The following is a 13,373-nucleotide window of genomic DNA, read 5'->3' as shown; positions in this document are numbered from 1 at the left end:
TGAACAGGGCGAAGGCGAGGCTCATCACGGCGGCTCCAGAATCACTCCCCCGATAGGGAATCATGCCTGAGCCGATCCGTTAACCGCCGTTAACCCGAATTCGGAACCCTGGCGGGACCGGACCACGGCTTGACACTTTTGACGGGCGTCGACTATACCCGCCGACGCTCGCCCGAAAGGGCGTGAGGCGGAGTAGCTCAGTCGGCTAGAGCAGAGGAATCATAATCCTTGTGTCGGGGGTTCGAATCCCTCCTCCGCTACCATCTTACCCCACACTCCTTTGACCCTGTTGGGAAACGCCTGCTCACCGAGCAGGGCGGTCAGGCGCCCCGAGATTTCGACCTGAACGCCGCCGGGACGAGTGCCATCCCGAAAGAAGGTGACGGTCTCGACCAAGTCCCGGATCGCTTCTGAGCATTCGGTGTCGCCGTCGCTTATGCCGTCCGCCAAAGCGGCCGAAAGACGAGTTAGCTGCTCCTCGTAGCGGGCGAGCATCGCCGGGTGCAGGGCAACCGCCTCCATGGTCGGAGTAGCCTCGGCGAGTTCGGCGGCGACCGTCTTACGCTCGCCGTCCAAGACCGTCGACCTGGGTCCGAGAATGGCTGGGTCTCCGAGCCCTTTCGCAATAGCGTCGACGAGACGGTCAATCTCGCGGTTCAGCTCTCCTAGCCGTCGTTCGAGCCGCACGCGTTTGCGATCCGCATCGGCAGCGAGGCGTTTGCGCTCGGCGTGGTAGGCTCGCACGTATTCGGTGATGACGTCCGGATGGCGGAGCTCGGCTGTCAGGCCGTTGAGGACCGCGGCTTCCACTGTCTCGAGATAGAAGGTCTTCGGGTCTGGGCATGTGCCGCTCTCCGTCGCCGCCGAGCAGCGGATACGAATGCGACCGGAGCGATCCTTTCCATTGCTCGCCATCCCCGCGCCGCAGGCGCCACATTTCAACAGTCCCGACAATATATGGCGGGGGCGCCGCTGCTGACTTGGATGTGTGGCGCCGCGAGCTTTCTTGCGTTTCTGAGCGGCCTCGAAAAGCTCTCGGCTGACAATCGCCAGATCGGGAACGTCCGTCGCTTGCCATTCGCTCTCGGCGTTCGGGCGAGAAATTCGTCTGCCGGTGTCCGGATCCTTCACCATGTGGACCTTGTTCCAAACGAGCCGGCCCACATAAAGTTCGTTGTTCAGAATCCCGTTACCGCGCTGCATGTTCCCATTGATCGTGGAGGCGTTCCACGCCCTGCCACGTGGAGGCGTGATCGTCTGCATGTTGAGGTCATGCGCAATATCACGCGGCGTGCGGCCGTCGACGTAATCGCGAAAAATCCGACGGATGATCTCTGCTTCGTCCTCGACGATCACGCGCTTCCCGGCTTCGCCGGGCACGGGAGCATAGCCATAGGTGGCGCCGCCGGCATTGAGGCCTTGGCCGACTCGTCCAGCTTGCCCCCGTCTCACCTTATGCGCGTTATCCTCACGGTAGAGCTGGCCGACCAACCCGCGAAGGCCGACGAGAACGGTATTGACGACACCTTCATGCACGGCCCGGATTTCGATGCCGAGGAAGGAAAGTCGCTTATGAATTCCGGCTAGGTCTTCCATGTCGCGAGACAAGCGATCCAACGCCTCGACGACGATCACGTCGAAGGAGTGTTCGCGCGCCTTGTCCATGAGCGTGAGCAGACCGTCACGCCCGAGGATCGAACCGCCCGAGCGCGCGCGATCGTCGAAGACCGAGACAATGTCGAGGTTCTCGCGCTCTGCGTATTTTCTGCAAAGCGATACTTGATCTTCGATCGATCGCTCATTCTGAAGATCGGTCGAGAAGCGGGCATAGATCGCGGCGCGTTTCATTTTGGCCGGCCTTCTCAGCACATGCGCGCGCATGATCTTCTCTCGCGGCTCGACGTGCGAGGGCGCGCGCAAGGCGAAGAATCGCCCGATCCGGCTCGAATTTCAAGGCCTGATTTTCAAGTAGATTCGTATCGAATTCTCGATGCCGCGGACTCAAAAGATGCGCAGCCTGCACATCCGACGATGTGCACTGCTGCGCGCTCCGTCTGCGATCGAGAGCGCCGGCCTCGACAGCTTTTTGATGCGGTTCGATAGGTTCGACGTCGGCCATTTGTCGATCATGGCTGCTTCACGTCGTGATCGATAGTCGGCCAACTCGCTCGTCGTGCAAAGGGATAACGTGTCGTACAAATCGGACGACAGCGTTCTCAAATCGCGGAAGAAATGCAGATCACTCATCACGGGGGGGAGAGAAGGAAACGGGGGCCTGTTTCCGCCGATCCCCCCGACCTGACAAGACGACGATCTTTTCATTGGATCTGGCATTGTCCGCGTGATGCATTTTCTGAAGTGCCACCTTAGCGTGCCGAGCCTTCTTGAATTGTAACGACGTCCGCTCGGCCACGCTCTGCCGGTGCCATAGCATTCCCGCCGCCCCGCCTATCGTTGCAGCGCCCAGAAGCTCACGCCATCCTCGGTCGCCGCGACGATCCTCTGCCGATGTTTCGGATGCGGATCGGCGAGGCGGAGAAGATCGTAGATGTCGTGCAGCAGGGCTTCGGCCTGAGCGAAATAGGAATGGCCGAGCAGGTCGACGTCGAAGTCCGGCACGGCGATCGTGTCCACGCCTTCGGCGACCGTGTAGGGCTTGAAATAGCCGGCGCGGGGCGCGTCGTGCAGCCTCGAGGAGAGATGCACCGGAAGATCGGCGCCCGAAGCATAGAGCGTGACGCGCTCGGCGTGCTGGCGATAGAGGGCGGCGAGATCGAGGAAGAGGTCGCGGTCGACATCCGGCGCCGCGAGGATGATCTGGTCGAACTTCACCTTTCCGCGCGTCTGCGCATCCGACGCGATGCGTTGCAGCGCGCGCAGCAGGCCGCGATTGCCCATGCTGTGCGCGATGAGATGCAGGCGCGGCGCCGCATCGACGAGCCGGCATCGCGCGGCGAAGTCGACGAGGAAATCGGCGATATGCCGCTCGCTCGCCTCTATGCTCGCCTCATCGGCGGGATAGGCGGAGGCGGAGGCGCGCGAGGGCCAGCTGAAGAAGGCGACGGGGCCCGGAACTTTGAGATCGCAGCCGATCTGCGCGGCGCGAATGGCGGCGTCGGCGAAGGAGACATTGTAGCCGTGGAGGAAGACGAGCGCCTGCGGCGCGCCGTCCTCGCGCGCCTCCTCCAGCGCCTGGCGCAGGCCGTCGTAGAAGACATCGAGCGCCTCTGCCTTGATCTCCTTGACACGCAGCCGGTCGTCGCCGCGCCAGAGCCGCGTCCACCAGGAGGAGCCGGTCTCGCCGAAGCGATGCGCCTTCGTAACATGCACGAGGACGCGGCCATGGGTCACGCTCTCACTGCGCTCGCCGCCGAAGTTCTGGCCCTCCGGCTTGCGATTGGTGGCGAACCAGACCGGATAATCGACGCCCTGCTCGGCGACGGGCACTGCGCCGCGCTTGAGCGAGAAAGGGTTCAGCGTCTTCAGCTCGCTGAAGGGCTCGAGAACGAGAGGCGGCGGCGCCTCGAGCTGTTCCATCAGCGCGCGCAGCCGCCGCTCCTGCGCCTCGCGATCGGCGGCGTCCGCCTCGAGACGCTGTGCGATGACGCGCTCGAGCTCGATCGCGCGGGCGCGATCCTGGTCGCGCACGGCGGCCTCGAGGGCTGCGAGGAGAGAGTCGACAGAAGGCGTGTCGGTCATGGCGCGGGAGGCTCCTGCGAAAGGGCTTGCTGGGCTGTTTGGCGGGCATCGTCGAGAAATCGGTCGATCGCGGCTTGCAGCTCGTCGAGATCGACTTGCCGCGCCGCGAGCCATTCGCGCAAGGCGTGGAAGGCGGGATCGTCGAGCAGGGCGGAGAGGCGCGGGATCGCGGGTTCCGTTCCGGCGGTTGCCGCGTCGCGGAAGAGGAGCGCATAACTGTGGAGGCTTGCGCCGAAACCCTGCCACAGCTCGGCGACGATCTGATAGGTTACGGCGGCAAGGTGATGCCGCGCGCTCTCCGCGAGATTTTGCTTGCCGCCGGCGCGCGCCAAGTAGATGCTCAGATTGTTATGTGATGCGGCTCGCACGCTCGGATCGGGCAGGCTGTCGCGCAAAGCTGACGCGCGACGTTGCTGCTCCACAGCCTGTCCGATATCGCCGGTATCGTGGTAGAGGTTCGCGAGTGAGGCAAGCACCAGGACTCTGCGGGCAGGATCATCCGCAAAAATATCCAGGCAGGCTTCGAGTTCGACTTTTGCATCGTCATAGCGCTTTAAACGTGAAAGCACATTGGCGCGATTCACCCGATCGACGGCGATGTCCTGAGGCGTCCGTCCCGTCGATCGTCTGATGACGAGACTGGCCTCGATGTGCGCGAGCGCTGGCTCCCATTGTTCAAGCGCAAAATGCGCTTGGCGAGCGACGTCGAGACCGCTGATCAGCGTACGGACGAGAGATTCACGATCGGGAGCTTCAGGCGGCGGCTGGTCCTCGCTCGCCTCCCACCATTCCTCGATCTTTTTCAGGTGGGACTCGATCTCTGGCAATACGGCCTTAGCGCGCCCTTGGACTACGTCGATGCGTAACGCTTCCACCTCGCTCGTAATCTCATCGATTAGAGGCTCGCCGGACTTTCGCACCGCATCGGCGCTCAGCAGATGCTTTTCTCGCGCGGCAGGAAGGTCGCCGATTATATCGAGCGCAACCGCCCAATTGCCAAAAATCCACTTGAGGTCCGACCAGGCTCGGAGTGGCGAGGCGTTGCCCGAATCTGCGGCGGCTTGCGCCATGCGCGCAGCTTCGGCGTAAAAGCCCAGAGCGACATCGGGTCGGCCCGCGATACGAAGCGCATCGGCGAGACAGGTCAGGGAACTCCAACGGTCCTCGCCTTCCGGCACAGAAATGGCGGCCGCTTCCAGGTGCGGCAGCAGGCGCTCTAGAAATTTCGGGTCCGTCGCGCCGGTCACGACCGCGCTCGCCACATTCGCCAAACGGCCATACTCTCCCGCCTGCACGAGATAAGCGATGGCTCGCGCCCCGGCCTCCAGCGCCGTTTTCGCATCTCCATGCAGCTTCACTTCGAAAAATGCGCTCAGCCGCTCGGCGAAAGCGAGGCGGATCGCGTTTTCGTTCCACTCGGCCTCTTCGGCTGCATGCTTGTCCATTCGGCGCCGCATCCGCTCGTACGTGAGCTCGTGGCAGGAGACGTCGGAGTTTTCGTCCGGCCGACCGTCTCTCGCCACATCGACGAGCCCGATCGCCTCCAATCGCCGCAGCAGTGGCGGCAGCTCTGGCCGATCCGGCGGCGGCGGCAGCGCTTCGATCTGCGCGAGCAGCTCCGGCGGCAATTGTCGCGCCCATTCTCGCCGATCCGGCGTCATCGCCGCCGAATCGGCGAGAATCGCCTTGATCCTCCTCATCTGCTCCGTCTCGAAGCTTTCACCGCTCCACACTCCCGCCAGCAGGCGGAAGGTAACCGGCTCATTGGCGAGCGAGATGATCCACAGCAGGCGTCGCGCGTCCGCGCCGACCTCGGCGATCGCGCGATCGATGGAGAGGGCGAGCGCGTCCTCGAGATAGGCGATCTCCTTCGCGTCGCCGCCCTTGCCGGCGAACAGCTCCGGCAGAGCGGCGAAGTCCGCGCGCTGCTCCAGCGTCGTCAGCGCCTGCTCGAGCTGAGTCTCGAGGCCGGGCGCGGCGAGGCGGGCGAGCCGGTCCATCAGCAGCGGATGAAAGCGACTCGCGCTCAATATGCGCATCGCGAGGCTGCGCTCGGCCGCGCCGCCGCGCGCCAGCCGGCGCAATTGCGCATGGTCGCCGAGGAACAGAACCGCCTCGGCCGGCGGCAGCGGGCCGAGGCGCACGAGATGCGCCGTCTGCTCGATCGCGGCGAGCGGACGCCGGCAGGTGATCAGCACGCGCGAGCGCGAGCCGATGAGCGCCTCCGCGAGCCGCGCGAGGCAATTGTCGAAGGCCGCGTCCTTGCACGACAGGGCGGACGCGCCCGCGCCCTCCACGAGATTGGTCTCGAAATTGTCGAGCACGATCAGAATGGCTTCGCGCCTCAGCGCGGCGATCAGATTTTCGACGAGCCGCGCCACGCAGCGCTCGCCCATGAACTCCTCGCTCGGGCGGCGATAGATGGCCTCCAGCGGATGTTTTCGCATGCGCTCGGCATAGGCCTCGGAGACATCGCGCAGGCGCTGATCGATCTTGATCAGCCAGTCCTCGAATTTCAGCTCGTTGGGCTTGGCCTGATAGATCAGCACATGGCGGAAGCGCGCGCCCCAGAGGTCGAGCGCCTCGGCCGCGAGCGCCGTCTTGCCCATCCCGCCTATGCCGGCGACGACGGCGATCGGCTTGATCGCCGCATCCTTCGAAATGCCGAAGAATTCGCGCTCGAGCCCGGCCAGCTCCCAGACCCGGCCGACGAAATGCGGATGCGTCCTGGCGGCGTCCAATTCGTCGACGCCGTGACGCCGATTGCCGGCGGGATCATATTCCGCATTCTCGCCCGCCGGCGGCGCGAGGCCCGGATCGGCCACGCCCAAGAGAACGGGCGTCGCATGATCGCAGGGGCCGTAGACGTCCCGCCACGGGCGCGACAACTCGCGCTGCGCCTGGGCGAGCGCCTCGGCGGCATTCTTCGGGGAGGCGTCGGCAAGCAGCGCGTCATAGAAGGCGACGGCGAGATCGCGTGCATATTCGTCCGAGACGGCGAAGCGCATGGCGAGGACGCTCGGCACGCCGCCGGCCCGCAGCGCCTGCGCCGTGCCGGTGAAGCCGGGCTTGTGGGCGAGCGCGTCCGGCCCTTCCGGCGTCTCCTTCTCGAGCGGATCGCCGGCGCGCGCCGCCTGCAACAGGCTCTCCATATCGGTCGGCGCCCGCGCGCCGGAATGGCACGCGCTGAGCAGGGCGAGACGCGGCAGATAGCCGCCCGCCTCGCGCAGCAGAGCGAGAAGCTCCCCGCCTTCGATTCGGTCGAGCCCACCATCTTCCTTCACCAGCTCGAGCAGATTCTGATGGCCGTGGCCGCTCCAATGCAGAATGTGATAGCCGCCGCGGCTCTGCGTCTGCTCGACGAGACGCTCACGGGTGACGCCATGGGTGAGGAAATCGACGGTGACATTGCGTTCGGGGTAGATTTTGGTCTCGAAGAGACGCGCCAGCTCCCGACGCTCGCGCCGGGCGGCGAGGGGTCGCGAGGCGCGCGCCGCGGCGAAGACGATCAGCACGCGCAGTGGCCCCTCCAGAGCGAGCGGGAGCGCCTCGTCCGGCTGGCCGACGTCCGCTTCGTCGTCGATGCACAGCCGCAGGCTGCGCTCCGCGAGGCTCCGCGCGGCGGGGGAAGGCCGGGCGATCTCCCAGGGCATGCGCGCGAGCGCCGCGGCGAGATCGGCGGCCCGCTCCGCTCCAGCGAAAAGGATTTTTAACACACGAGGCGACTGCGGCGTCCACAGCGCCGCGAATAGTTCGGGGCCGAAGATATGCTCCGCGATCACGGCGCCGATCTCGGCGAGCTGTCGCGCCTGCTCGTCTTTTCCGTCGCAATGGCGGGCGAGCCAGGCGCGCGTGTCGAACAGCCGGTCGAAATGGTTGCGCAGAGATTCGCTATCGAAGTCGACTTCGCGGCGGCCGATATGCCGGTGGAAGCCATCCTTCAATGTGAGATCGGCGATCGAACGCCCGGCGGGAACGACAGTGAGCTGAAAATCGACATTCATGTCAAGGCTCGGACGCCATTGCGCCGGGGCTCCGTCCGGGGACAGCGGCTCCGATGCGGGAAAATTCTCCTCGTTCACAAAGATACGAGTTCTTCGAATGTGAGCGGCTGAGCCATCTGCGTCAAGGCGATAGCGGCAAAATCGATTCTTCGCTGATACTAATGGGTCGTATTCATCTGGCGAAGGCCGCGGATATCTCGAGCAAGGGCGGAATCTTTAAGCCGCGATTTCGTCGGCTGCTTTCAGCGCGGACGATCCTGGGAAATGATACCCGGAGTGACCAAGCAGATTGAAGAGGCGGTGGCTGGAAACAGGAATTGGGAATCTCCGAACTCGGGAGGGGCGCCATAATGATGAACACTTATTCCCAATATGATTCGATCCTGCAAGAGTTAAATGGCACGCATATCCAGTTGATCGGAGCGCCAGAGATCGTCGATTTCCTGTCCATTTTTCAAGCACTACGCGTCGCCGATCACGGCAGCTTCAGCCGAGCCGCGCGGTCACTCGGCATTCAACAATCTGCTGTGAGCCGTCGCGTGCGTGCGCTCGAAGACGAACTCGGCGTATCGCTTTTCGAGCGACAGCCGAACGGCGTCCGCTTGACTATCGCAGGTCGCCGATTTCTCAATCGCACGAGGAGCGCGTTCGATGAGATTGATCAGGCGGTGGCCAATGCCAGCTCTGCAGGGCGTGGCGTCGCGGGGGCGCTCCGTATCGGATTGATTCCGTCAATTGTGGGCGATCAGTTCGGAGCCTTACTCAAAGAATATCGGAGAGAACATCCGTGCGTCGCGTTCGAATTCGTCGAAAATTCATCGACTGCGCAGCTTGGGATGCTCCTACAACGCCGCATCGACGTCGCGCTTTGCCTCGACGGAACGGCGACGCCGGAATGCGATATGGAGAAGCTTTGGACGGGCGATGTCTTCGCTGCGCTTGCCGAGGCACATCCGCTCGCGGGCTGCGACGTCATCGATTGGGAACTCCTGAAAGACGAGCATTTCATACTGGATCGCGATGCTCTCGGCACGGCGCTCGACAGATTGGCGACAGATCGTATCTCGCAAGCCGGCGGACGAATCTCCCTTGAAACCCATGATGTTTCTCGAGCCGTCATGCGGCTGGTCGCGCTGCGCTTCGGCGTCGCGCTGGTGAGCGATTCGAGCGTCTCGATCGGCTTTCCGGGCGTGGCCTTCCGGCCGTTACACGGAGAGAAGCAGCGGCTCTCCTATTGCGCAGTCTGGCTCCCCGGAAACGACAATCCGGCCTTGCGGCGATTCCTCAGTCTGGCGCGTTCGATGGCGTCGAAGGGCTGGGAGGCGTCGCCATAGATCGTCGTCCGGTGCGGCGCGCTTTCGCAAAGCCGCGGTCGCCAGATATGAATCGTTCCAGCATCGGAGCGATCAATTTCTCTGCGGCGACCTTTTGTCCGGTTTCCAGTGCGAGGAGATCGGCATAGGCGACGAGATCGCGATGGAGCGCCGCCGGCAAGGCGACAGAGAGCTTGACGGGCTTGTCGTCCTGGACGGAGTTGAGCTTCAGTTTCGTCATTGGTCGAGCTCGGTCGTTTTGATGTCTGTGCCGGGCGGATAATTCGCGAGGACCAAGTCACGCGTGAGGATCACGCGCACAGGAAAGCCAGGACGGATCGTGAGCGTCGGCTGGATGCTGAGATTGCGGCCGACGATCTGCTGGCCGGTCTGATTGAAGCTTTGGCCGCCGCCGCGCCGAAGGGCCTGCATGAGCGCGCTCTCGTCGCCGGTCGTCCCGAGCTGCGTTCCGACGCCGAGGATCGTCGAGAGCGCCGCGGCGCCTGCCAATCGCAGCCAGTGATGGTCGACCTCGTCTTCGAGGCCGGAGAAGCCGGCAGCGTCGGCGCCCGGCTGGCGTTCGAGCACGATCGAGCGCCCATCTGGGAGGATGAGACGGTTCCAGACCAGCAGCACATGGGACTGGCCGAAGGCGATCTGCGAATCATAGACGCCGATCAGCTTCGAGCCCTGCGGGATGAGCAGAAAGCGGCCGGTCGGGCTGTCGTAGACATTTTCTGTCACCTGCGCGGTGATCTGGCCGGGAAGATCGGAACGAACGCCGGTGACGAGCGCCGCCGGAATGACGGCGCCAGCCTGAAGGACATAGCGCGACGCCGGAGGCGCGAGACGATCGGAGCTCACCGTGCGGCGGTCGACGGGCGCGTTGACGAAGGCGAGCTTGCGGTCCTGCATGTTCTGGATGTCGTTCGGATCGATCGGCGGCGTTTCCCCCGCCGGCGACGCGACGGACGGCGAGGCGGATAGCGGCGCGCCTTCGCTCGGCGCCGGCCGCTCGCGCGCATTCGTCGTCGCGAAAAGTTTCGCGGTACGGGCCGCCTCGCGCTCCTGGCCAATGCGCTGCTCCTCCGGATCGACGGCTGCGGGCGCCGGAAATTGCCCCTGCGCGGCAAGGATTGGCCGTCCGAGATCGCCAGGAAGTGGCGGCCCGAGCTTCGGGACATTCTTCGGCAGGGCCGTATAGTCTCGCGGCAGCGACGCGAGCCCGTCGGCGGTGGTCTTGGCCTCCGTGCTATAGAGTTCCGACGGAGGCGAGGCGCGCCCTCTCGATTGGAGCGCGTAGACGGTGAGACCGAGAATGGCGGTGGCAGAAACCGCGGAAAGCGCGATCAGCGCGCGGCGCGAGAGCCGGGTGACCGGCGGGCGCTCGGGTCGGAGCCGCAGCTCCTCGGCGAGCTTCTTCTCGTGCTCCGGCGGGCTCATATCGCCGGCCTCCCGTCGCTGCGGACAATGCGCACGATTTTTTGCGGATCGGCGCCGAAGCGCAGCTCCGCCGCGGCGAACAGACGGTCGACGATCATGTGATGGCCGCGCACACGGTAATTGACGAGCTGGCTGTCGCCGGCGGCGCCGGTGACGAACAGCGGCGGCATTTCTCCTTGCGAGATGCCTCGCGGAAATTCGATATAGACCTTGCGGCCGTCGTCGAAGGCGCGCAGCGGACGCCAGGGCGCGGCGTCGCCCTCGACCGTGTAGCGAAAATTCAGACGGGAGATGTCGAGACCCGTGTCGACAGGGGCGACCGCCTCGGCGACGACATTGCGTCGGCGTAGCGCGATCAGTTCGTCCTGCGGATATTGCCAGGACACCGAGGCCATATAGGTCTTGTCGGTCGAGCGCAGCTCGAGGTGATAGGTGCGCCGGTCGGTGTTGATGACGAGGTTTGTCATTAGATCGGCGCGCGTCGGCTTGACCATAATGTGAGTTTTCTTCGTCGCGCCGGAGCCGCTTTCCGTGTCGCCGATGACCCAGCGCACAGTGTCGCCCGCGGCGACCGGGCCGGAGCCGACGAGCTGCTCGCCGTCCTGCAAGGCGATATCGGTGATCTCGCCCGGCGCGGCGTAAACCTGATAGAGCGCGCCCTCGGTGAAGGGATAGATCTGGACTGCGTTGATGTAGCCGGCGCGCCGTGGCTCCATGCGCGCCGCGGCATTGGCCTGCTCGATGCGCGCCTTCGGATCGTTCGGCTCCGGCGGCTCGCCCTTGCCGCGCGTCAGCGGCTTGAGCTGGCCGGGAAGCGGCAGGATCTTCGGAATCTCGACGATCTTGACCGGCCCGGGCGGATCGCGCTGCCGGCGCCGGGAAATCGTCATAGTCGATATCCGGCGGCTTGAAGCTCGAACAGGCGCTAAGGCTCGTGGAGCCGAGAAGAGCGAACGCGAGCGCGCGAATGCAATGGGGCCTCATTGTCCGAGCTCCTTCGACCAATTGACGGCGTGGATGAAGAGGCCGAGCGGGTTCTTGCGCAGCCGCTTCGCCGACGGCTATGCGCAGGCGGTGACTTTCGGCCTGCTCGTCGCCCGCGCCCGCGAGATCGAGCTGAAGGACGGCATCGACAAAGCGGCGCTCGGCTTGCGAAAATCCAATTCGCTGATCGCCACCGCGCTCCGCCTGCTTACCGACAGTCCAGAGGTGCAGGAGGCGCTCGACAGCGCCCTGCGCACGCTCGCCCGGGTCCTCGACGCCGTTCAGTGGCCGACGCTCACCAAGGGCGACGCCGACGCCTGGCTCTATTTCTATGAGGACTTCCTCGCGATCTACGACAATGCGCTGAGGAAGCGCACCGGCTCCTATTACACCCCGCCCGAGGTGGTCGAGGCGATGGTCCGGCTGGTCGACGAGGCGCTGCGCGACCCGGCGCTCTTCGGCCTCGCGCAGGGCCTCGCCTCGCGCGAGGTGACGCTCGCCGATCCCGCCGTCGGCACGGGGGCCTATCTGCTCGGCGCCTTGCGGTCCATCGCGCGGACGGTGGAGGCCGATCGTGGTCCCGGCGGCGTGCCGGGCGCAATCGAAGCGGCCGTCGACCGCCTCATCGGCTTCGAGATGCAGTTTGGCCCCTTCGCCGTGGCGCAATTGCGGCTCATGGCGGAAATCCAGCGCTGATGAGCGTCAAGGACGGCGACGGGCGCAATCTGCCGGCCCTGCGCCTCTTCATCACCGACACGCTCGGGGACCCTTACGCGACGCAAACACAATTCTCGGCCCTGACCCAGCCAATCGGCGAGTCGCGCAGGCAGGCGAATGAGATCAAGCGGCGGGAGAAGATCACGGTGGTGATCGGCAATCCGCCTTACAAGGAAAAGGCGAAGGGACGCGGCGGCTGGATCGAGTCGGGGAGCGACACGAACAAAGAACTCCCGGCGCCGCTGGCCCGTTGGTCGCCGCCGACGGAATGGGGCGCCAGCGCCCACGCCAAGCATCTTAAGAACCTCTACGTCTATTTCTGGCGCTGGGCGACGCTGAAGGTCTTCGGCTCCGGCTGGTATGCGGCCACCGGCGAGCCGGACGAGGAACGCGCCGGGATCGTCTGTTTCATCACTGTCGCCGGCTTCCTCAACGGGCCGGGCCTCCAGAAGATGCGCGACGATCTGCGTCGCGACTGCTCGGATATTTGGGTGATCGACTGTTCGCCGGAAGGCCATCAGCCAGATGTGCCGACGCGAATCTTTCAGGGCGTGCAGCAGCCTGTGTGCATCGTGCTCGCCGTCCGCCCGGCGGGCAAAGACCGAACGACGCCGGCGCGCGTGCATTTTCGCGCTCTGCCGGAGGGAAAGCGCGAAGCAAAGTTCAATGCGCTGGCCGGCGTCATGCTGGCATGCGAGTGTTGGGCCGACGGGCCAAATGGCTGGCGCGATCCGTTTCTGCCGGAGGCTGGCGGGTCATGGAGCGCCTTTGCCGCGCTCCATGATTTGTTTGAGTATAACGGCTCCGGAGTCATGCCGGGCCGAACCTGGGTTATTGCGTCCGACGCGGGCTCGTTATCCGATCGGTGGAATACTCTCATCAATGAGAAAGACCCAAGCCGTAAGGAACTGCTCTTCCATCCACACGAGAGCGGAGATCGCACGAGCACGAAAGGAACGAGAAAAGGCCTGAGTGGTCACGAAGCTCGATCGGAGTCGGTAGCGGGCGACAGAAAGCCCGTCGTAAAGCCCGCGCGCTATGCCTTTCGCACTCTGGATAGACAATGGATCATTCCAGATACCCGGCTTCTAAACCGGCCTAACATTACAGTTGCTTTTTCAGATGGGCTCGCCTTGCTTCGGCTTGGTGCGCTCGTCGCCATAACGACCATGTGATGACGAACTCGGGGCGAATGCGTTTTCGTGCGAGGCGC

Annotated in this window: 8 protein-coding genes, 1 tRNA gene and 1 pseudogene; 4 read left to right on the top strand and 6 right to left on the bottom strand. The window is 64.5% G+C overall.

Features of this window, described 5'->3' with window-relative positions; genetic code table 11:
* The first annotated feature begins 186 nt into the window (after positions 1-186).
* Positions 187-263: transfer RNA gene (locus tag FMZ75_RS19945), tRNA-Met, on the top strand.
* On the opposite strand, the gene FMZ75_RS19940 is transcribed toward FMZ75_RS19945, so the two are convergent.
* The 3 genes from FMZ75_RS19940 to FMZ75_RS19930 all read right to left on the bottom strand — a co-directional run bounded on the left by FMZ75_RS19940 (position 220) and on the right by FMZ75_RS19930 (position 7,703).
* Complete coding sequence (locus FMZ75_RS19940) at positions 220-1,848, bottom strand: recombinase family protein (RefSeq protein WP_166145736.1); 1,629 nt, start codon at positions 1,846-1,848, stop codon at positions 220-222. The two genes, FMZ75_RS19945 and FMZ75_RS19940, sit on opposite strands and share 44 nt — an antisense overlap.
* Before the next feature lie 600 nt (positions 1,849-2,448).
* Positions 2,449-3,699, bottom strand: coding sequence for an alpha/beta hydrolase (locus FMZ75_RS19935; RefSeq protein WP_166145730.1), 1,251 nt, complete (start codon positions 3,697-3,699; stop codon positions 2,449-2,451).
* Positions 3,696-7,703 (bottom strand): CHAT domain-containing protein, encoded by a 4,008-nt coding sequence (locus FMZ75_RS19930; RefSeq protein ID WP_166145727.1) that lies wholly within the window; start codon positions 7,701-7,703, stop codon positions 3,696-3,698. Before FMZ75_RS19930 ends, FMZ75_RS19935 begins: the two co-directional genes overlap by 4 nt.
* Positions 7,704-8,053: 350 nt before the next feature.
* Here FMZ75_RS19930 and FMZ75_RS19925 point away from each other — a divergent pair, with 350 nt between their 5' ends.
* Positions 8,054-9,037 carry a LysR family transcriptional regulator gene (locus FMZ75_RS19925; protein ID WP_246729131.1) on the top strand — a complete coding sequence of 328 codons (984 nt, stop codon included), beginning with the start codon at positions 8,054-8,056 and terminating at the stop codon, positions 9,035-9,037.
* Here the strand turns inward: FMZ75_RS19925 and FMZ75_RS19920 are convergent.
* From FMZ75_RS19920 to trbG, 3 genes and pseudogenes are all read right to left on the bottom strand, one after another.
* Positions 8,988-9,257, bottom strand: coding sequence for a DUF2274 domain-containing protein (locus FMZ75_RS19920; RefSeq protein ID WP_166145724.1), 270 nt, complete (start codon positions 9,255-9,257; stop codon positions 8,988-8,990). The two genes, FMZ75_RS19925 and FMZ75_RS19920, sit on opposite strands and share 50 nt — an antisense overlap.
* A complete protein-coding gene (locus FMZ75_RS19915) occupies positions 9,254-10,459 on the bottom strand; it encodes a TrbI/VirB10 family protein (RefSeq protein ID WP_166145721.1) in 1,206 nt (401 codons plus the stop codon). The genes FMZ75_RS19920 and FMZ75_RS19915 overlap by 4 nt, the downstream gene beginning before the upstream one ends.
* A pseudogene (trbG, locus tag FMZ75_RS19910) lies at positions 10,456-11,443 on the bottom strand (P-type conjugative transfer protein TrbG). Before trbG ends, FMZ75_RS19915 begins: the two are co-directional and overlap by 4 nt.
* Positions 11,444-11,497: 54 nt before the next feature.
* Here trbG and FMZ75_RS21430 point away from each other — a divergent pair.
* Both FMZ75_RS21430 and FMZ75_RS21425 read left to right on the top strand, forming a co-directional pair.
* Positions 11,498-12,139, top strand: a complete 642-nt coding sequence (locus FMZ75_RS21430) for an N-6 DNA methylase (RefSeq protein WP_207783548.1) — start codon at positions 11,498-11,500, stop codon at positions 12,137-12,139.
* Entirely contained in the window at positions 12,139-13,335 is a 1,197-nt protein-coding gene (locus FMZ75_RS21425) for a type ISP restriction/modification enzyme (protein ID WP_207783547.1), read from the top strand. The genes FMZ75_RS21430 and FMZ75_RS21425 overlap by 1 nt, the downstream gene beginning before the upstream one ends.
* The last annotated feature ends 38 nt before the right edge of the window (positions 13,336-13,373 follow it).

The organism is Methylosinus sp. RM1, from assembly GCF_011378635.1.
Lineage (GTDB): Bacteria > Pseudomonadota > Alphaproteobacteria > Rhizobiales > Beijerinckiaceae > Methylosinus > Methylosinus sporium.
This window is presented reverse-complemented; position numbering and strand designations above follow the sequence as displayed.

Bases quoted from the DNA above. Each gene is read 5' to 3' on its own strand.
- FMZ75_RS19920 (WP_166145724.1), bottom strand. From the start codon at position 9,257: ATGACGAAACTGAAGCTCAACTCCGTCCAGGACGACAAGCCCGTCAAG.
- FMZ75_RS19940 (WP_166145736.1), bottom strand. From the start codon at position 1,848: ATGAAACGCGCCGCGATCTATGCCCGCTTCTCGACCGATCTTCAGAAT.
- FMZ75_RS19935 (WP_166145730.1), bottom strand. From the start codon at position 3,699: ATGACCGACACGCCTTCTGTCGACTCTCTCCTCGCAGCCCTCGAGGCC.
- FMZ75_RS19925 (WP_246729131.1), top strand. From the start codon at position 8,054: ATGATGAACACTTATTCCCAATATGATTCGATCCTGCAAGAGTTAAAT.
- FMZ75_RS21425 (WP_207783547.1), top strand. From the start codon at position 12,139: ATGAGCGTCAAGGACGGCGACGGGCGCAATCTGCCGGCCCTGCGCCTC.
- FMZ75_RS19915 (WP_166145721.1), bottom strand. From the start codon at position 10,459: ATGAGCCCGCCGGAGCACGAGAAGAAGCTCGCCGAGGAGCTGCGGCTC.
- FMZ75_RS19930 (WP_166145727.1), bottom strand. From the start codon at position 7,703: ATGAATGTCGATTTTCAGCTCACTGTCGTTCCCGCCGGGCGTTCGATC.